At 66.9% G+C, this 18151-nt stretch carries 16 protein-coding genes; 3 read left to right on the top strand and 13 right to left on the bottom strand.

Going from position 1 to position 18151, the window contains the following annotated elements; genetic code table 11:
* Positions 1-54: 54 nt before the first annotated feature.
* Both AC07S4_RS12565 and AC07S4_RS12560 read right to left on the bottom strand, forming a co-directional pair.
* Positions 55-363: an H-NS histone family protein gene (locus AC07S4_RS12565; RefSeq protein WP_494986964.1), complete on the bottom strand. Its 309-nt coding sequence runs from the start codon at positions 361-363 to the stop codon at positions 55-57.
* 65 nt (positions 364-428) lie between these two features.
* A complete protein-coding gene (locus tag AC07S4_RS12560; RefSeq protein WP_228893814.1) occupies positions 429-1316 on the bottom strand; it encodes an MraY family glycosyltransferase in 888 nt (295 codons plus the stop codon).
* Here AC07S4_RS12560 and AC07S4_RS12555 point away from each other — a divergent pair.
* Positions 1276-1611 carry a hypothetical protein gene (locus AC07S4_RS12555; protein ID WP_494986963.1) on the top strand — a complete coding sequence of 112 codons (336 nt, stop codon included), beginning with the start codon at positions 1276-1278 and terminating at the stop codon, positions 1609-1611. The genes AC07S4_RS12560 and AC07S4_RS12555 overlap by 41 nt on opposite strands.
* Before the next feature lie 61 nt (positions 1612-1672).
* Here AC07S4_RS12555 and rfbD read toward each other — a convergent pair whose 3' ends face one another.
* From rfbD to rfbB, 4 genes are read right to left on the bottom strand one after another with little or no spacing between them, the layout of a single operon-like run.
* Positions 1673-2542 (bottom strand): dTDP-4-dehydrorhamnose reductase, encoded by an 870-nt coding sequence (gene rfbD / locus AC07S4_RS12550; RefSeq protein ID WP_494986962.1) that lies wholly within the window; start codon positions 2540-2542, stop codon positions 1673-1675.
* The gene (gene rfbC / locus AC07S4_RS12545) at positions 2539-3084 is read right to left on the bottom strand and encodes a dTDP-4-dehydrorhamnose 3,5-epimerase (protein ID WP_494986961.1); all 546 of its coding nucleotides are present in this window, start codon (positions 3082-3084) and stop codon (positions 2539-2541) included. Before rfbC ends, rfbD begins: the two co-directional genes overlap by 4 nt.
* Positions 3081-3983 (bottom strand): glucose-1-phosphate thymidylyltransferase RfbA, encoded by a 903-nt coding sequence (rfbA, locus tag AC07S4_RS12540; protein ID WP_494986960.1) that lies wholly within the window; start codon positions 3981-3983, stop codon positions 3081-3083. Before rfbA ends, rfbC begins: the two co-directional genes overlap by 4 nt.
* A complete protein-coding gene (gene rfbB / locus AC07S4_RS12535; RefSeq protein ID WP_494986959.1) occupies positions 3980-5050 on the bottom strand; it encodes a dTDP-glucose 4,6-dehydratase in 1071 nt (356 codons plus the stop codon). Before rfbB ends, rfbA begins: the two co-directional genes overlap by 4 nt.
* Positions 5051-5168: 118 nt before the next feature.
* Here rfbB and AC07S4_RS12530 point away from each other — a divergent pair, with 118 nt between their 5' ends.
* Complete coding sequence (locus AC07S4_RS12530) at positions 5169-6014, top strand: symmetrical bis(5'-nucleosyl)-tetraphosphatase (protein ID WP_494986958.1); 846 nt, start codon at positions 5169-5171, stop codon at positions 6012-6014.
* 21 nt (positions 6015-6035) lie between these two features.
* Here the strand turns inward: AC07S4_RS12530 and AC07S4_RS12525 are convergent, their stop codons facing one another.
* The 6 genes from AC07S4_RS12525 to AC07S4_RS12500 form a co-directional block, all read right to left on the bottom strand.
* Positions 6036-6803, bottom strand: a complete 768-nt coding sequence (locus AC07S4_RS12525) for a lysophospholipid acyltransferase family protein (RefSeq protein WP_494986957.1) — start codon at positions 6801-6803, stop codon at positions 6036-6038.
* A gap of 119 nt (positions 6804-6922) precedes the next feature.
* Positions 6923-8245 (bottom strand): dihydroorotase, encoded by a 1323-nt coding sequence (locus AC07S4_RS12520; RefSeq protein ID WP_494986956.1) that lies wholly within the window; start codon positions 8243-8245, stop codon positions 6923-6925.
* Positions 8242-9207: an aspartate carbamoyltransferase catalytic subunit gene (locus AC07S4_RS12515; protein WP_494986955.1), complete on the bottom strand. Its 966-nt coding sequence runs from the start codon at positions 9205-9207 to the stop codon at positions 8242-8244. Before AC07S4_RS12515 ends, AC07S4_RS12520 begins: the two co-directional genes overlap by 4 nt.
* Complete coding sequence (gene pyrR, locus AC07S4_RS12510) at positions 9200-9733, bottom strand: bifunctional pyr operon transcriptional regulator/uracil phosphoribosyltransferase PyrR (protein WP_161073835.1); 534 nt, start codon at positions 9731-9733, stop codon at positions 9200-9202. The genes AC07S4_RS12515 and pyrR overlap by 8 nt, the downstream gene beginning before the upstream one ends.
* Positions 9717-10124, bottom strand: a complete 408-nt coding sequence (ruvX, locus tag AC07S4_RS12505) for a Holliday junction resolvase RuvX (RefSeq protein ID WP_161073880.1) — start codon at positions 10122-10124, stop codon at positions 9717-9719. Before ruvX ends, pyrR begins: the two co-directional genes overlap by 17 nt.
* Positions 10125-10131: 7 nt before the next feature.
* Complete coding sequence (locus AC07S4_RS12500) at positions 10132-10791, bottom strand: YqgE/AlgH family protein (RefSeq protein ID WP_161073836.1); 660 nt, start codon at positions 10789-10791, stop codon at positions 10132-10134.
* Positions 10792-10924: 133 nt separating this feature from the next.
* Between AC07S4_RS12500 and AC07S4_RS12495 the strand changes: the two genes are divergently transcribed.
* Entirely contained in the window at positions 10925-12391 is a 1467-nt protein-coding gene (locus tag AC07S4_RS12495; RefSeq protein ID WP_494986954.1) for a cryptochrome/photolyase family protein, read from the top strand.
* Here the strand turns inward: AC07S4_RS12495 and AC07S4_RS12490 are convergent.
* Entirely contained in the window at positions 12384-18140 is a 5757-nt protein-coding gene (locus AC07S4_RS12490; protein WP_494986953.1) for a hybrid sensor histidine kinase/response regulator, read from the bottom strand. The genes AC07S4_RS12495 and AC07S4_RS12490 overlap by 8 nt on opposite strands.
* Positions 18141-18151: the final 11 nt, after the last annotated feature.

The following is an 18151-nucleotide window of genomic DNA, read 5'->3' as shown; positions in this document are numbered from 1 at the left end:
TAACCTGTATCGCGGGCGCCGAGCGAAGCCCGGACGCCCGGCGGGGGCGTGGCGTCAGATGCGCAGGCCGTCCAGCGCCTTGCCCGCGTCCACCCATTCCTTGACCCACTTCGGCTGGCGGCCGCGGCCGGTCCATTGCTGCGAGCTGTCGGCCGGATTGCGGTAGCGCGCCGCCACCGCACCGGTTTTGGCGCGCACCGCGCCGCCCATCAGGTCTTTCACCGGCACGCCCACGGATTGCGCGATCGCCAATATCTGTTCACGCGCTTTTGCCCGGTCTTCGCTTTCGCGGTTCTTTAATTCGCGTTCCAGGCGTTTTTGCAGGTCGCGCAATTGAGCCGAAGACAGATTCGTCAGATCCATAACTTTATCCTTAGGTGGTTGGGTAAATGTTTCTGATCGAAATATACTACAAAACGATAAGTTTTCTAGTGTTTCTTGTGCCGTATCATCCAGCGCGGCGCTTTAAATCGCACAATGCGCGCATATAACCAGATGTAGCTGGTCATAAACAACAGGCAGAACACCATCAGTACCCAGGTATGGCGCCAAAACATGGTGGCCGGAATAACCGCCATCAATGAAAACATCCACAGATAAGGCGAGGTCAATGAATTGCGGCGCAATAAGGCGCGGCCTTCCTTGCGGCCCACGGCCCATTGCACAATGCGGCGGAATATCAGGCTGTGCAAATGTATGCCGTCCGGCATGGTCGGCGATTTGCCCCGGACAAACATGCGGCGATAAGCCGAAAACAGCGTTTCAAACGCCGGATAAATCAGCAGCAGCGCCGCATACCAGGTGGACACCTGGGGATTGCGCACCACCAGCAGCAGCGCCAGCTCGCCTAGCATAAAGCCGATAAAGTAGGCGCCGCCGTCGCCCAGGAAGATCAGGCCGACCGGGTAGTTCCACACCAGGAAGCCGGCGGTGGCGCCAGCCACCATCAGGGCCGCCACCAGAACGAACATATCGTTGACTTGCAGCGCCACATAGCCCAGCGACAGCAGCATGCAGATGGTCACCACGCTGGCCAGGCCATTAAAGCCGTCAATAATATTAATGGCGTTGGCAATACCGGCCACGGCCAGCACGGAAAGCGGCAGCGCCAGCCAGATATAAGGCAGCGCCCATACCGAGAATGGCCAATCGATGCGGTCCAGGCGCGCATCGAGCAGGAAATAAGCCAGCAATGCGGCTATCATGGTCAGCAGCAGGCGGCGCATGGGGCTGACCCGGCCCGTATAATCTTCCACGATGCCGCCGGCGAAAGCGATGAAGGCGCAGGCCATCAGCGACATCATCCAGCTGGTCATGGCCGGCACCCGCCAAATGGAGATGCACGCGCTGATGGCAACGGCGAAGAATATCGACAGCCCGCCAATACGGGCCACCGAATGCGCGTGGTTTTTCTGTACGCCGCCGAAATCCAGATCCAGCGCTGGTCCGTGCAATTTCGCTTCTTTAATGACCAGCAGGGTCAGCAGCGCGGACGCAATAAAGCTCACTAAGAATGAAAACATTATTATTTATCAATACAAGATTCCGGAGCGCGTGGTAGTCCGCAATACGGCAAGCCCGGCGGAAAGGCCGGGCGCGGCAGGATTCTAACAAATACCGCCGCAGACCATGCCGGCGCTTACCATTCGATACATCCGCCGGCGGCGCGCCGCTAGCGCATGCACAGCGCCAGCGCGTCGCGCCAGTGCGGCAGCTGGACCAGCTGCTGCACCAGGCGCTGCGAGGACAGCACCGAGTATTGCGGCCGGCGCGCCGGCACCGGATACTCGGCGCTGGTGATGGGCTGCAGCCGGCACGCTATGCCGGCCTGCTCGATGATGGCCTGGGTAAATTCGAACCAGGTGGTCTGGCCCTGGCTGCTCAAATGGTAGATGCCGCCGTGCTGGTCCCACCACGGCTGCTGCCCGTCCGCCCCGCCCGCCGCCGCCTTGGCCAGCACCAGCGCGGTGGCGTCGGCGATGGTGCGGCTCCAGGTGGGCGCGCCGTGCTGGTCCGCCACGATGCGCAGCTCGTCGCGCTCGCGCGCCAGCTTCAGCATGGTCAGCAGGAAGTTCTTGCCGCGCATGCCGTACACCCAGCTGGTGCGGAAGATCAGGTGCCGCACGCCGGAGGCGGCGATGGCCTGCTCGCCGGCCAGCTTGCTGGCGCCGTACACGTTGATGGGGCCGGTGGCGTCGGTCTCCACGCGCGGCGCGGGATCGCCGCCGGGGAAAACGTAGTCGGTGGAATAGTGCACCAGGGCCGCGCCCAGTTTTTTGGCCTCCTCGGCCATCACGCCGGGCGCCTCGGCGTTGATGCGGAAGGCCAGTTCCGGCTCGCTTTCCGCCTTGTCCACCGCCGTGTAGGCGGCCGGGTTGACGATGAGGCCGGGCCGCACCTCGCGGATCACGGCGCGCACCTGGTCCAGGTCGGCCAGGTCCATGCGGCCGCGGTCGACCGCCACCACCTGGCCCAGGCCCTGCAGGCTGCGCTCCAGCTCATAGCCCACCTGGCCGCTGCAGCCGGTCAGCAGGATGCTCATGGGAACACTTCCGCCTGCGCCAGCGGCACGCCGGCCTTGTCCTTGGCCGACAGCAGCGGCTCGCCGTCCAGCGGCCACGCCACGCCGACGGCGGGGTCGTTCCAGATCACCGAACGCTCGAACTCGGGCGCCCAGTAGTCGGTGGTCTTGTACTGCACTTCGGCCATGTCGCTGGTGACGGTGAAGCCGTGCGCAAAGCCCGGCGGCACCCACAGCTCATGCTTGTTCTCGGCCGACAGCACCACCCCGTGCCAGCGCCCGAAGGTGGGCGAGCTGCGGCGGATGTCCAGCACCACGTCGAAAATGGCGCCGGCGGTCACCCGCACCAGCTTGCCCTGCGCCTGCTGGATCTGGTAATGCAGGCCGCGCAGCACGCCCTTGGCCGAGCGCGAGTGGTTGTCCTGCACGAAGGCCGCCTGCACGCCGGTCAGCTCGGCGAAACGGCGCGCGTTGAAGCTTTCGTAGAAGTAGCCGCGCGCATCGCCGAACACGGTCGGTTCGATCAGCAGCACGCCCTGCAGCGGGGTGGCCGAGACTTTCATCGGGAAATGACCTTATCGTCCAGGATGCCCAGCAGATATTGACCGTAGTTGTTTTTCTTCAGCGGCTCGGCCAGCGCGCGCAGCTGGTCGGCGCTGATGTAGTTGCGGCGGTAGGCAATCTCCTCCGGGCAAGCCACTTTCAGGCCCTGGCGCTTTTCGATGGTGGCGATGAATTGCGAGGCGTCCAGCAGCGAATCATGGGTGCCGGTGTCCAGCCAGGCCATGCCGCGCCCCAGTACTTCCACCGTCAGCTGCTGCGCTTCCAGGTAGGCGCGGTTGACGTCGGTGATCTCCAGCTCGCCGCGCGCGGAAGGCTTGATGCCGGCCGCGATGTCGCACACGGTGTTGTCGTAGAAATACAGGCCGGTGACGGCGTAGCTCGACTTGGGCTGGGCCGGTTTTTCCTCGATGCTGACGGCCTGCTGCTGCTCGTTGAACTCGACTACGCCGTAGCGCTCGGGGTCATGCACGTGGTAGGCAAACACGGTGGCGCCTTCGGTGCGCGCATTGGCGCTGCGCAGCACGCCTTCCAGCGTGGCGCCGTAGTAGATGTTGTCGCCCAGGATGAGCGCGGACGGCGAGTCGCCGACGAAGTCGCGGCCGATGATGAAGGCCTGCGCCAGGCCGTCCGGCGTCGGCTGCACGGCGTAGCTCAGCTCGATGCCCCACTGGCTGCCGTCGCCCAGCAGCTCCTTGAAGCGCGGCGTGTCCTGCGGCGTGGAGATGATGAGGATCTCGCGTATGCCGGCCAGCATCAGCGTGGTCAGCGGATGGTAGATCATCGGCTTGTCGTAGATCGGCAGCAGCTGCTTGGAGATGCTCATGGTGACCGGATACAGCCGGGTGCCCGAGCCGCCGGCCAGGATAATGCCTTTACGGGTTTTCATTGCAGTGCTCATTGCGCGCCGTCCCGGTTGAAGTAATTGGTTGCCACCCAGTTGGCGTAGCCGCCGGACTGCACGTCCGCCACCCAGGCCTGGTTGTCGAGATACCACTGCACGGTTTTCTTGATGCCGGTCTGGAAGGTCTCGGCCGGTTTCCAGCCCAGTTCACGCTCCAGCTTGCGCGCGTCGATGGCGTAGCGGCGGTCGTGGCCGGGACGGTCTTTGACGAAGGTGATCTGGTCGCGGTAGCTGCCTTCGGCCTTGGGCTTGAGCTGGTCCAGCATGTCGCACAGGGTATGGACCACGTCCAGGTTGGCCATCTCGTTCCAGCCGCCCACGTTGTAGGTCTCGCCCAGGCGGCCGGCTTCCAGCACGCGGCGGATGGCCGCGCAGTGGTCGCTCACATACAGCCAGTCGCGCACCTGCTGGCCGTCGCCGTAGATGGGCAGCGGCTTGCCGGCCTGCGCATTGGCGATAATCAGCGGGATCAGCTTCTCCGGGAAGTGGTAGGGACCGTAGTTGTTGGAGCAGTTGGTGGTCAGCGTGGGGAAGCCGTAGGTGTGGTGGTAGGAACGCACCAGGTGGTCCGAGGCGGCCTTGGAGGCCGAGTACGGGCTGTTCGGCGCGTAGGCCGTGGTTTCGCTGAAGGGCGCGTCGTCCGGGCCCAGGGTGCCGTACACCTCGTCGGTGGACACGTGCAGGAAGCGGAACGCGGCGCGCTCGCTCTCCGGCAGCGCGTTCCAGTAGCTGCGCGACGCTTCGAGCAGGCTGAAGGTGCCGTTGATATTGGTCTGGATAAATTCGCCGGGACCGTGGATGGAACGGTCCACATGGCTTTCCGCCGCAAAATGCACGATCGCGCGCGGCTTGTGGGTGCGCAGCAATTCCAGCACCTGGGCCTGGTCGCAGATATCGCCGCGCACAAACACGTGGCGGCTATCGCTCTTCAGCGTGGCAAGGTTATTCAAATTACCGGCATACGTCAGCTTGTCGAAATTAAGGACAGGCTCATCGGATTGCGCCAGCCAGTCAAGTACAAAGTTGGAGCCGATAAAGCCCGCACCGCCTGTAACAAAAATCATTTAGCATCCCGCACTGAGCGTTAAATTAGTCGTAGGCATGATTTTATGTGAAACTCGCCGGATTCCGCGAGAAATTAGCGCTCCTTACAATTAATTTATTTCCTTAATCGCAACACCCATGAAAACCTATGTGATCGGCGACCTGCAAGGCTGCCACGAGCAGACTGTCGCCCTGGTCGAGCGCATCCTGGCGCAGGAAGGTGCGGCGCCCTCCATCCTGTTCACGGGCGACCTGATCAACAGGGGTCCGGACTCGCTGGCCACGCTGCGCTATGTGCATGCGCTGGCGGTGGCCAGCGAGGGCCGCATCGATACCGTGCTGGGCAACCACGACCTGCACCTGCTGGCGGTGGCCAACGGCATCCGCCCCGCCTCCGGCTCGGACACGCTGGAGCACATCCTGGCAGCACCGGACGGCGCCGCGCTGCTGGACTGGCTGCGCACGCGGCCCATGGCCCTGCAGCGCGGCCGCCACCTGCTGGTGCACGGCGGCGTGCTGCCGCAGTGGGACGCGCAGCAGGTGATGGCGCTGGCCGGCGAAGTGGAAACGGCGCTGCGCGGCCCCGGCTGGACCGGCTTCCTGGCGCAGATGTACGGCAACCAGCCGGATGCCTGGCGCGACGAGCTGCGCGGTCCGGCGCGGCTGCGCTGCATCGTCAACGCGCTGACGCGGCTGCGTTTCTGCAGCATGGACGGGGTGATGGATTTCAAGCAGAAGGAAAGCGCCAAGGCCGACCCGGCCAGCGGCCTGATGCCGTGGTTCGAGGTGCCGGACCGCCGTACGCAGGACGTGACGGTGGTGTTCGGCCACTGGTCCGCGCTGGGGCTGATGCTCACGCCCAACCTGATCGCGCTCGACACCGGCTGCGTGTGGGGCGGCTACCTGTCGGCCGTATGCCTGGACGACAGGACGCTGATGCAGGTGCAGTGCCCGGAGTACCGCGAGCACTCCGGCAAAAAATAGGCTGCGGCTGCGCGCGGCGGGTTAGCGCTGCGCGCGTAACCCGCCATGATCCGCCGCGATGCCCAGGCCGGACTCGACAGCATCATGCGCCGCCTGCGCCAGGTCGCGGCGGTGGGCGCCGGCAGCGTCCATGGGCGGCAAATAGCGCAGGCGCGCGCGCACCGCCGGGCCGCGCAGGATGGCCAGCACGCTCTCGGCAAAAGTGGTCTCGCCGATAAAATCCACATTCGGATGGTGGCCGCCGGCCTCGTCCGCATAGCTGAGCGCAAGCGGCTGCACCATCACCCTGGCGTCCACCGCCGCCTCGAACAGATTGGCATGGAAAGGCAGCAGCGTGCCCTGCGGCGCCGTGGTGCCCTCGGGGAAGAAGGCCACGCGCTCGCCCGCCTGCAGGCTATGCACCAGGCCCTTGAAGATATTGCGCAGATCGCGCTTGCTGCCGCGCGCGATGAACACCGTGCCCGCCTTCTCCGCCAGCCAGCCGGCCAGCGGCCAGGAGCGGATCTCCGCCTTGGCCACGAAGCGGCAGGGATGGAGCGCGTCGACCACGAAAATATCCAGCCAGGACACATGGTTTGCCACGACCATGGCGTGCTCCAGCGGCGGCGCGCTGTCCGGCGCCAGCTCCACCGTCACATTGAAGATGCCCAGCAAGGAGCGCGACCAGCGCCGGATATGGCGATTGCGCGCCTCCGGCCCTATCCACGGAAAGATGGTGGCGCACACCGCCATGCCGTACAGCACGTGCAGCACCACCCGCAGCAAGCGGTAAATGAGCAAAATATTCACACCTTAAGACGGGGTCAGTTCTACCATCGCGTCATGCCGCAAAGCATGACGCGATGGTAGAACTGACCCCAAACTGAAAATGACAAAAAACGGGCGGAGCGCGCGGGCGGGCGGCGGGCCTAGCGGGCGTTGCGCTGGTAGGCGATGCGGCCGGCGACGATGGTGGCCTGCACCTGGCCCGACAGCTCGTAGCCGAGGAAGGGCGTGTGCTTGCCCTGGCTGGCCAGCGCGCTGCCTTGCACGGTCCAGCGCGCGGCCGGGTCGAAGATGCAGATGTCGGCCACGCTGCCCACCGACAGCTGGCCGGCGTTCTGGCCGCGGTCCAGGCCGGAAACGCGCGCGGCGTCGGCGCTGATGCGGCTGATGGCCAGCGCCAGCGCGCGGCCCTCGCCCACGCCGGGCTGGGCGGCGGCGTAGTCGCCGGCCCATTTCAGCGCCAGCGACAGCAGCAGCTCCAGGCCGGTGGCGCCCGGCGACGCTTCGCCGAAGGGCAGCAGCTTTTCGTCGTCGTCCACCGGGGTGTGGTCGGAGCAGATCGCGTCCACGGTGCCGTCCAGCAGGCCGGCGCGGATGGCGTCGCGGTCGCGCTGGGCGCGGAACGGCGGCGTCACGCGCGCGTTGGAGTCGAAGAAGCCGATGTCGGCGTCGGTCAGGTGGATGTGGTGGGCGCCGACGTCGCAGCTGACCGGCAGCCCTTCGGCCTTGGCCGCGCGCACCAGCTCCAGCCCGGCGGCCGAGGAGATGCGGCACAGGTGGACGCGCGCGCCGGTGCTGCGCATCAGTTCGAAGATGGTGTGCAGGGCGATGGTTTCGGCCATCACCGGCACGCCGGACAGGCCCAGGCGCGAGGCCAGCGGGCCGCTGTGGGCCACGCCGCCACGGCCGATATGGGCGTCCTGCGGGCGCAGCCAGACGGTGTAGTCGAAGGTCTTGGCGTATTGCAGCGCGCGCAGCAGCACGGTGGTGTCTTCCACCGGCACTTCGGCCTGCGAGAAGCCGATGCAGCCGGAGCCGGTCAGCTCGGCCATCTCGGTGATGGACTGGCCTTTCAGGCCCATGGTGAGCGCGCCCAGCGGGTGCACGTGGGCCTGGTTCAGGCGGCGCGCGCGGTGCTTGAGCATTTCCACCAGGCCGGGCTCGTCGAGCACGGGGTCGGTGTCGGGCGGGCACACCAGGCTGGTGACGCCGCCTTGCATGGCGGCCTGCATTTCCGATTCCAGCGTGGCCTTGTATTCGTAGCCCGGCTCGCGCAGGCGCGCGGACAGGTCGACCAGGCCGGGGGCGACCACCAGGCCGCTGGCGTCGAAGCTGTGCCCGGCGCTGAAGCCGGCCGGCGCCTGGCCGACGCCGGCGATCTTGCCGTCTTCAATGTAGAGGTCCTGCACGCTGTCCACGCCGTTGGCCGGGTCGATCACGCGGCCGTTCTTGATTACCAGTTTCATTCCTTCGCCCCTGCCAAAATACTCATCACCGCCATGCGGACTGCAATACCGAACGTGACCTGCGGCAGTATCACCGCCTGCGGGCCGTCGGCCACGGCCGAGTCGATCTCCACGCCGCGGTTCATCGGGCCGGGGTGCATGACGATGGCGTCCGGCTTGGCCAACGCCAGGCGCTCCGGCGTGAGGCCGTAGTTCTTGAAGTATTCCTGCGCCGACGGTAGCAGCGCGCCGTTCATGCGCTCGTTCTGCAGGCGCAGCATGATGATGACGTCCACGCCTTTCAGGCCTTCATCCATGTTGGTGAAGGTGCGCACGCCCATCTGCTCCAGGCCGCCCGGCAGCAGCGTGTGCGGGCCGATGGCGCGCACTTCGGGCACGCCCAGCGTGGTCAGCGCGTGGATGTCGGAACGGGCCACGCGGCTGTGCAGGATGTCGCCCACGATGGCCACCGTCAGGTTGGTGAAGTCCTTCTTGTAGTGGCGGATGGTGTACATGTCCAGCAGGCCCTGCGTGGGGTGCGCGTGGCGGCCGTCGCCCGCGTTCACCACGTGCACGTGGTGCTGCTTGTGGTCGTTCAGGTGCTTGGCGATCAGGTAGGGCGCGCCGGACTGCGAGTGGCGCACCACGAACATGTCGGCGTGCATGGCCGACAGGTTGTCGATGGTGTCGAGCAGGGACTCGCCCTTGCTGGCCGAGGAGGCCGAGATGTTCAGGTTGATCACGTCCGCCGACAGGCGCTTGGAGGCGATCTCGAAGGTGGTGCGGGTGCGCGTGGAGTTCTCGAAGAACAGGTTGAACACGCTCTTGCCGCGCATCAGCGGCACTTTCTTCACTTCGCGGTCGGACACGCCGACGAAGGAGGACGCGGTGTCCAGGATGTGGTTGACGATGGACTTGGGCAGCCCTTCGATCGACAGCAAGTGCTGCAGCTCGCCGTGTTTGTTCAGTTGCGGATTAAGCATGGTCGTTTTCGATGGTAAGCGTGAATTGTCCGGCCTCGGTGCGCTTGAGCACCAGGGCCTGCCCGGCCGGCACCGCGACTTTGGCGGCGACGAAGTCGGCGGCCACGGGCAGCTGGCGCTCGCCGCGGTCGACCAGGGCGGCCAGCATGATCTTGGCCGGGCGGCCGTAGTCGAACAGCTCGTTGATGGCGGCGCGGGTAGTGCGGCCGGTGTAGAGCACGTCGTCCACCAGCAGCAAGGTGGCGCCGGCCACGTCGAAGCCGATCTGGGTGGGCTTCACTTCGGCCGGCAGGCCCTTCTTGGCGAAGTCGTCGCGGTAGAAGGACACGTCCAGCACGCCGCAGCGCGCGGAGAGGCCCAGGTCGGCGGCCAGGCGCTCGGCCAGCCAGGCGCCGCCGGAATGGATGCCGACGATGGCCGGTTCGTGGGCGTCGGCCAGGCCGGCTTTCACCTGCTGCAGCAGCTCGGCGTACAGCGCTTCCGCATCGAGTGCGGAGGGCGCGGTGGAGTTAGTTGGAAGGGACATATTCGTCAAAGTATTGTTGCAGAATGATGGAGGCGGCGCGGTCGTCGATGACCTCCCCGCGCTTGGCCGAAATGACGGCCGACGAGTAGCGCTCGTCGACCAGCACCACCGGCAGGCTGAAGCGGCCGTGGAGCTGGTTGGCGAACTTGCGGCAGCGCGCGGTCATGTCGTGCGCGGTGCCGTCCGGATGGCTGGGCAGGCCGACCACGAACAGGGTGGGCTCCCATTGCTGGATCAGGGCGGCGATCTCGCCGAAGCGGGCGTCGTTGCCGATGCTGGAAATGACGGCCAGCGGCGAGGCGGTGCGCAGCACGCTGTTGCCGATGGCAACGCCGATGCGCTTGATGCCGAAATCGAAGCCGAGGATGGTGTCGAGTTTCTCCACGCTCAGCACCGCATCAGGCGTGGCCCGCTTCGGACGCGAGCATCAGCGGGTCGAAGCCGAGCAGTTTCATGGCGGCGAAATAGCGCTCTTCCACCGGCAGCTCGAACAGGATGTGCGCGTCGGCGCCCACAGTGAGCCAGCCGTTGCGGCTGATTTCGTCTTCCAGCTGGCCCGGGCTCCAGCCCGAGTAGCCGATGGACACCAGCATGCGCTCCGGACCGTTGCCGCGCGCCACCGCTTCCAGCACGTCGATGGAGGTGGTGAAGGCGACATCGTCGGTCACGGTGAGCGAGGACGAATAGCGCGCGCCGGGCGTGTGCAGCACGAAGCCACGGTCGTCCTGCACCGGGCCGCCGAACATGATGGGTTCATCAACGATAGCCGGGGCCAGGTCGGAGGCCGGTTCCAGGTCGATGCGCTCGAACAGCACCTGCATGGTCATGTCGGTGGGTTTGTTGATGACCACGCCGAGCACGCCGTTTTCGTTGTGCTCGCACACATAGACGACGGTGCCGCCGAAAACGGGGTCTTGCATGGATGGCATGGCGATCAGGAAGTGGTTCGCCAGATTCAGTGCGGCGCTGTCCCTGGCTGCCACGGGCGCCAAAGGGTCATCGGACTCCGGGCGACGGCCGGGAGCGGGCAGAGCGTGACCAGCTTTAGTTTTCTTCATACGCGTTGCTCTCTCTGCTGGGCTGCGGGTGTTCTTTTATAATGGTTCAGGCCATAGTTTACTATGAAACGCGCCGCAGCCACGTTGCGGCCGCCCCGGGCGACGTCCCGCAAGGCCATTAAATCGACAAAACATGACAAAAAGCACTACCCTGGTCTGGTTCCGGCGCGATCTGCGCGCTTTCGACCATGCCGCCCTGCACCATGCCTTGCAGCGCAGCGCGCGCGTCCATTGCGTGTTCATTTTCGACAAAACCATCCTGGACGGCCTGCCGCGCGCGGACCGGCGGGTGGAATTCATCCATACCTGCGTGACGGAGCTGGCCGCCGAGCTGCGCCAGCTGGGCGGACACCTGATAGTGCGCCACGCGGCGGCGGAGCAGGAGATTCCACGCCTGGCGGCCGAGCTGGGCGTGGACGCGGTGATCGCCAGCCATGACTACGAGCCGACCGCCATTGCGCGCGACGACGCGGTGGCCAAGGCGCTGGCGGCGGACGCGCGGCCTTTCTTCACCTTCAAGGACCAGGTGGTGTTCGAAAAGCGCGAGGTGCTGTCGCAGTCGGGCACGCCGTTTTCGGTGTTCACGCCCTACAAGAACGCGTGGCTGAAGAAGATGCTGGCCGAGCCGGAGTGCCTCGCCGCGCTGCCGGTGGAGCCGCTGGCGGCCCGCTTCGCGCCGCCGCCCGCCTCCGCAGAACTGGCCGCCCCGGTCCCTGCGCTGGAGCAGTTGGGCTTCGAGCGCACCAATCTGGGTGAGCTGAAGATCCCCGCCGGGATGAGCGGCGGCGCGCAGCTGTTCGACGATTTCCTGTCCCGCGTGGCGGACTACGGCACGGCGCGCGACTATCCGGCGGTGAAGGGGCCGTCCTATCTGTCGCTGCACCTGCGCTTTGGCACGGTGTCGATACGGCATCTGGTGCGCACGGTGTCCGAGCTGTCGGCGCGCGGGCTGGCGGGCGAAGGCGGCGCGGTGTGGCTGTCGGAACTGATCTGGCGCGAGTTCTACATGATGATTCTGTATCACCATCCGCATGTGGCGGGGGCGTCGTTCAAGCCTGCCTACGACGCCATCGCGTGGGAGACCGGGCCTGAGGCGGACGAGCTGTTCGCGGCCTGGTGCGAGGGCCGCACCGGCTATCCGCTGGTGGACGCGGCGATGCTGCAACTGAACCGCACCGGCTATATGCACAACCGCCTGCGCATGGTGACGGCGTGCTTCCTGATCAAGGACCTGGGCATAGACTGGCGCCGGGGCGAGGCTTATTTTGCGCAGCATTTGAACGACTTTGATTTGTCGGCCAATAACGGCGGCTGGCAGTGGGCGTCGTCGTCGGGATGCGATGCGCAGCCCTATTTCCGCATTTTCAATCCGGTTACGCAGTCGGAGAAGTTTGACGGCGAGGGGAAGTTCATCAAGCGCTATCTGCCGCAACTGGCGCAGCTGGGCAGCAAGGAAATCCATGCGCCGTGGACCGTGCCGCGCATGCTGCTGGCGGACAAAGGCGTGCGGCTCGGCGATAACTATCCCGAGCCGCTGGTGATGCACGACGAAGCGCGCAAGCGCACGCTGGAGCGCTACGCGGTGGTAAAGGTTACGTAGCCCGCCGCTGGTCCGCCAGCAGCCCCTCGATCGCGCCCAGCAGCACCGGCTCCTGGAACGGTTTGCCGAAGTAGGCATTCACTCCCAGCTGCATCGCATAATTGCGGTGCTTGTCCGCGCTGCGCGAGGTGATCATGATGATGGGGATGTCCCTGGTGCGCTCGTCGCCGCGCACATTGCGGGTCAAATCAAAGCCGTCCATGCGCGGCATTTCGATATCGACCAGCATCAGGTCCGGACGGCTTTCCTGCATCTGCTCCAGCGCGTCCTGGCCGTCCTTGGCCAGCAGCACGCGGTAGCCTTCGCGCTCGAGCAGGCGCTGCGACACGCGGCGCACGGTGAGCGAATCGTCCACCACCATGATGGTGCTGCCCACAGCGGCCAGCGCCGCCGGCGCCGCCTGTTCCGCATCGCCCGCAGGCGCGGCCAGGTCCGGGCGGCTGGCCAGATGCTGCGCCAGCGCCACCGGATTCAATATCAGCACGATCTCGCCGGAACCCAGCACCGTGGCGCCGGAAATGCCCGGCATGCGCGCCAGCTGCTGGCCGATGTTCTTGATGACCACCTCGCGGTTGCCCACCACCTCGTCCACCTGCAGCGCCACGCGCTCGTTGCCGCTGCGGAGCATGAGCACCGGCGCGGAACGCTGCGCGGGCGGCTGGCCGGCCAGCCCCAGCATGGCGGGCAGGTAGTGCAGCGGCGATTCATGCCCTTGCAGCGCCACGCAGCCTTTGCCGCGCGCTTCCTGCAGCGCGCTTTCCTTCATCTGCAGCACCTGCTCGACCAGCGTGGACGGCAGCGCGTAGGTGCGCCCGCCTGCGGCCAGCAGCACCACTTGCGTTACCGCCAGCGTGAGCGGCAGGTGGATGGTGAAGCGCGCGCCCTTGCCGCTCTCGGTGCTGGTGTCCACGCGGCCGCCCAGCGCCTGCGCTTCGGAGCGGACGATGTCCATGCCCACGCCGCGCCCGGCCAGTTCGGTCAGCGCGTCGGCCGTGGAGAAGCCGGGCTCGAAGATCAGGTCGGCCGTGTCGGCGTCGCTCAGGTCTTCGCCTTCGTGCAGCAGGCCGATGCGGCGGGCCTTGTCGCGGATGCGGTCCAGGTCCAGGCCGGCGCCGTCGTCGCTGAATTCCAGCACCACTTCGTTGCCTTGCTGGCTGACCTGCACCAGCAGCTCGCCGGTTTCGTCCTTGCCGGCGGCGCTGCGCTGGGCGCGGGTTTCCACGCCGTGCACGATGGCGTTGCGCAGCAGGTGTTCAAACGGCGCGGCCATGCGTTCGAGCACGCTGCGGTCGATTTCCACGGCGCCGCCACGGATGTCCAGGTTGACGCGCTTGTCCATTTCCTTGGCGCTCAGGCGCGCCACGCGGAACAGGCGCTCGGAGATGCTGGCGAAGGGGACCATGCGCACGCGCATCAGGTCGCGCTGCAGGTCGCGCGTCATGCGGGCTTGCTGGGCCAGGTCGGCGCTGGCGGTGTCCACGCTGCGGCTCAGGCTTTCGTGGAAGGAGGCCACGTCGTTGACGCTTTCGGCCATCATGCGGGTGAGCTCTTGCAGGCGCGTGAAGCGGTCGAATTCGAGCGGATCGAATTCGCGTTCGCTGGAGATGGCCATGCGGGAGGCTATCTGCGACTCGGCCTGCATTTCGATCTCGCGCAGCTGGCGCCGCAGGCGGGCCAGGTTGTCGGAGAAGTCGGTCAGCGAGGTGCGCAGGGTGCCTACTTCGTTCTCCAGGCGGGAGCGGGAGATGGAGACTTCGCCGGCCTGGTTCACCAGGCGGTCCAGGATGTCGGCGCGCACGCGCACCAGCGGGGAGCGGGCGGCGGGGTCGGTTTCGTCTGCGGGCGCGGCGGGGATTGCGGGGCGCGCGGCGGCCGGCGGCGTGCCGCCGGCGCCGGATGCCGGCGCCATGGACGGGGCGGCGTCGTTGGCGGCAGGGGCGGCATTCGCCATGGCGTTGGCGGCGGCCGGTGCGGCGGGCTGCTGGAGCTGTTCGAACAGCACCAGGGCGTGGTCGTAGTGGGCCAGCAGTTCCTCGAACGCTTGCGGCGAGGCGCTGTTGGCGTGGACCATGTTTTCGATGTGGGTTTCGATTTCATGGGCGTGCTGGCCAAGGCGCATGGCGCCGGCCATGCGGGCGCTGCCCTTCACGGTGTGCAGCACGCGCTGCAGCATGTGGGCGTGGCTGAAGTCGGACGGGTTGCGCTGCCACGTGCGCAGCGCCTGGCCGATTTGCGGCAGCAGGTCGGCGCCCTCTTCCAGGAACACGGGCAGCAGGTCCGCGTCCAGTTCGTCCTGGTAGCTACCGGGGACGGCCGCCGACAGTTCGACTGGCGCGTCCGGCAAGGGGACAACGATGACGTCGGGCTCGGGCTCGGGCTCTGGCTCTGGCTCGGGTTCTGGTGCAGGCTCCGGCACGGGCTCTGACTCCGGCGAAGGGACCAGCGTCAGGACGGGTTCGGGCGTTGGTTCCGGGGCGGCGAAGGCGAGCAGCTCGGCGTGCGCTTCCGCGTCCGCGTCGGTGGGCGCGGTGATTTGCGACAGCGGGGCGGCGAAGGCGTCGTCGAACGCGGAGTCGAACAGGTCGTCGAAGTCGTCGCGGGCGGCTGGGGCGGACGGTTTCGGTGCGGCTGGCGCGGCCGAGGGAACACGGCTGGCGAAATCGGATACCGGCGGCGGGCTGGCGAGCAGGCTGGCGTAAGTGGCGGCAAACAACTCGTCCAGCTCGGCGGCCGGGGTTTCGTCCTGCGCGGCGGACAGGGTGCTGGCTTCCTCGATGGCGGCGGGCTCGCTGTCGGCAGAGAACAGCGTGTCGAGCCGGGCGTCGAGGCCGGGGCCTGCGCTGGTCGACTGGGACAGCTCGGCGCGCAGTTTGTTCAAGGCGCTGATCAGCTCGGGCTGCTCGGCCGCCACTTCGCCGAGGGCGAAACTTTGCAGCATCTGGCGGATGCGTTCGACCGCGAAGTCGAGCAGGTCATGCTGGGCGTGGTCGAGCTGCGGTGCGGGGGCTTGCAGGGTTTCCAGCGTCTGTTCGAGTTCGTAGGCCAGGTCGCGCAGGGCCTTGAAGCCGACCGTGCCGGACGTCCCGGTCAGCGTGTGGGCCGCTTGCAGCGCTTCGGGATTGACCGGGCGGCTCGCCTCGTGGCGCCATTCGCCGAAGTCGCGCACCAGCAGGCGCACCAGTTCGTCGGTTTCAGCCAGGTAGATGTTGTAGAGCGGCAGGGGTATCGTCAGCGCGCCGATGTGCTTGACGTTGTCTTCCTCCGGCGGCACCAGCGGGACGGCGGTGCTCGGGAATTCGATGACGTTGCCGTTGGCCTGCACCGGCTCGCGAGCCGGTTCGGCAGGCGCGGCGCTGGCTGGCGTGGCATCGGCGGTGACAGCGTCGGTGTCGGTGTCGGTGTCGGTGTCGGCGGTGTCGGTGGCGGCCTCGATATCGGAGGCGGCGGCGGGTACTGCTTCGCCGTCGTCGGCGGCGGCAGGCAATTCGAAGGCGGCGCCTTCCTGCACGCGCGCGGCGGCGGCGGAGATGGCGTCCGCGCTGCGGGCGGACACGCCTTGCGCCACCAGCTCGGCCACCCACGCCGTCATTTCCTGCCCCGCGTGTTCGAGCAATCCGAACAAGGCTTCCGTTGCGGGCCGCTCTTCGGCCAGCCACATATTCATGGTGCGCTCGATGCTGGCGGCAGCCTCGGCGAACTGGTTCAGGCCGACCATGCGCCCGCTGCCCTTGAGCGTGTGGAAGGAACGCCGCAGCATGGCCAGGTTGTCGCCGCTGCCGGATTCGGAACGCGGCTTGGCCAGCGTGGCGCGCACGAACTCCAGCACTTCCTGCGCTTCGCTGATGAAGATCTCCAGCAGCTCAGCCTCAATGGCCGCGTCGCTCTCCTGCGGCGCTGGTTCGGGCGCAGGCGCAGGCGTGGGCGAGGTGGTCGGCGAAACCGTCTCCTGCAGTACCGGCACGGGCACCGTGCCTGCGGCGGCCAGCTTCTTGAACGGCACGGCGCGGAAGGCGCCCTGCCCCGCGTCGAACGCGAACCGCTCGCGCGCCGCGGCCGGGTTCTGCGCCAGCATGTCGACAAAGAAGCCCAGCGCGCCGACATTCTGCGCCACCTCGTCCAGCAATTTCGATTCCTGCGACGCGTCGCCCTGGCCGCTGGCCAGCTTGCGCACTTCGTCTTTCACGTGCTGCGCCGCGCGCATGGCGTCGTCCTGGTCCAGGATGGCCAGCGCGCCTTGCAGCTGGTGCAGCACGCCGTCCAGCTCCTTCAGCGGCGCGTGCAGCGACGGGTCGCCGTAGTAATCGTCCAGCACTTTCTCAACCTGGCGCAGGCCGGTTTTCATTTCCAGCGCCAGCGCGGTCACCGTGTCGTCCTGCTGCATCTGCTGCATTTGCTGGACGATGCCGCCCTGCCAGGGCGCCGGCTCGGGCGCTTCGCCGCCGGCCAGCAAGGCCCGCAGGCGCTGGGCGATGGTGTCGGCATGGGCCGAGAAGTCGTCCGGCAGGTGGCGGATGTGTTCCAGGCCGTGTTCGGCGAACAGCAGCGCGGTGGTCATTTCCATCGCCAGCGCTTCGCTGCGCCCGGCGGTGACGGCGGCGTTGGCCACGTCGGCCAGTTGCCGCATCAGCGTGGCCAGCGCGGACATGCCCAGCTTGTCGCTGGTGACGGCCACCGTCGCCAGCGCCCGCCCGAAGGCGTCATCGAGCGCGGGATCGATCACCGCTTCGGACAAATGCTGCCAGGCCGCCTTGGCTTCGGCCATGGCCTGGCGCGCGCGCGCCAGCACTTCGGCGTCGATCTGGCCGTAGCGGCGCGCCTCGTAGTCCCTGGGCACCGCGCCTTCCAGGCCGAACACGCTGGCCAGGTGCAGCACCAGCGGCGACACCTCGTCCGCGTGCGGTCCGGCCAGCGCGGTAGCGATGAAGAACAGCGCTTCGCGCAGCATGCCGTCCGGCAGCGCCGCATTGCCTTGCGTGAGGCGGCGCATCTGCAAATTGATCAAACCGAAGAGCTGCTTTACATACAGGCCGCCTTCAAGATGGCCCGCCGCCACCAGTTCGGCGAACGCCTGCTGCGCAAGCCAAAAAGTGCGCGCCTTGGCGTCCTGCTGCGCGTCCGCCACTTGCGCCACCGCGTCGCGCAGCGCCGCCGCGTGGGTTTGCTGGGCCGCCGCGTCCGTGCTTTTCAGGTAAGGCAGCAGGGCGCGCTCGAAGCGCTGGCGGCAGGCCGGATAGTCCGGCGCCGCCGCATCGGCCGACGCAGCAGCAACTGCCGGCATGCGCGCCTGCAGCGACAGGTCCGGGAAGAACAGGTCGGCCGGGTGGATGCGCTCGGCGCCCAGCATTTCCTGCAGGGCGCGGTAGTACGGGAACAGGCGCACCGGCTGGAACGGCGCGCCTTCCAGCAGCTCCTCCAGGTATTCGGTCAGCGCCTGGTACAGATTGGCGACGGTCTGCGCGTTGTCCGGGCTGCATTTGAGCGCGCCGGACTTGAAGCGTTCCAGCGCTTCCTCGGCGCTGTGCGTCATGACTTCCACGCCGTCCACGTCCACCATCTGCAGCGCGCCGTGCGCCTGGTGCAGATGGCTGCGGGCGTGCTGCAGCGAGGTGGCCTGGTCTTCCGGCGCCCGCCCGCCCGCCTCGAACAAGGCGGTCCTGGAGCGGACCAGCGCCTCGCGGATTTCCACCATCACCCAGGACAAGGGGCCGGTGTCGAATTGCGCTGCGGTCGGAAAATCAGGATGGGTCATGCTGGGTCTTT

Source organism: Pseudoduganella sp. GW821-FHT05F09, assembly GCF_059419605.1.
This window is presented reverse-complemented; position numbering and strand designations above follow the sequence as displayed.

Excerpts from the sequence above, each read along its gene's own strand:
- AC07S4_RS12565 (WP_494986964.1), bottom strand. The coding sequence starts at position 363 with ATGGATCTGACGAATCTGTCTTCGGCTCAATTGCGCGACCTGCAAAAA.
- AC07S4_RS12555 (WP_494986963.1), top strand. The coding sequence starts at position 1,276 with ATGAAGGCGCAGGCCATCAGCGACATCATCCAGCTGGTCATGGCCGGC.
- AC07S4_RS12560 (WP_228893814.1), bottom strand. The coding sequence starts at position 1,316 with ATGACCAGCTGGATGATGTCGCTGATGGCCTGCGCCTTCATCGCTTTC.
- rfbD (WP_494986962.1), bottom strand. The coding sequence starts at position 2,542 with ATGAGCATCCTGCTGACCGGCTGCAGCGGCCAGGTGGGCTATGAGCTG.
- rfbC (WP_494986961.1), bottom strand. The coding sequence starts at position 3,084 with ATGAAAGTCTCGGCCACCCCGCTGCAGGGCGTGCTGCTGATCGAACCG.
- rfbA (WP_494986960.1), bottom strand. The coding sequence starts at position 3,983 with ATGAGCACTGCAATGAAAACCCGTAAAGGCATTATCCTGGCCGGCGGC.
- rfbB (WP_494986959.1), bottom strand. The coding sequence starts at position 5,050 with ATGATTTTTGTTACAGGCGGTGCGGGCTTTATCGGCTCCAACTTTGTA.
- AC07S4_RS12530 (WP_494986958.1), top strand. The coding sequence starts at position 5,169 with ATGAAAACCTATGTGATCGGCGACCTGCAAGGCTGCCACGAGCAGACT.
- AC07S4_RS12520 (WP_494986956.1), bottom strand. The coding sequence starts at position 8,245 with ATGAAACTGGTAATCAAGAACGGCCGCGTGATCGACCCGGCCAACGGC.
- AC07S4_RS12515 (WP_494986955.1), bottom strand. The coding sequence starts at position 9,207 with ATGCTTAATCCGCAACTGAACAAACACGGCGAGCTGCAGCACTTGCTG.
- pyrR (WP_161073835.1), bottom strand. The coding sequence starts at position 9,733 with ATGTCCCTTCCAACTAACTCCACCGCGCCCTCCGCACTCGATGCGGAA.
- AC07S4_RS12500 (WP_161073836.1), bottom strand. The coding sequence starts at position 10,791 with ATGAAGAAAACTAAAGCTGGTCACGCTCTGCCCGCTCCCGGCCGTCGC.
- AC07S4_RS12495 (WP_494986954.1), top strand. The coding sequence starts at position 10,925 with ATGACAAAAAGCACTACCCTGGTCTGGTTCCGGCGCGATCTGCGCGCT.
- AC07S4_RS12490 (WP_494986953.1), bottom strand. The coding sequence starts at position 18,140 with ATGACCCATCCTGATTTTCCGACCGCAGCGCAATTCGACACCGGCCCC.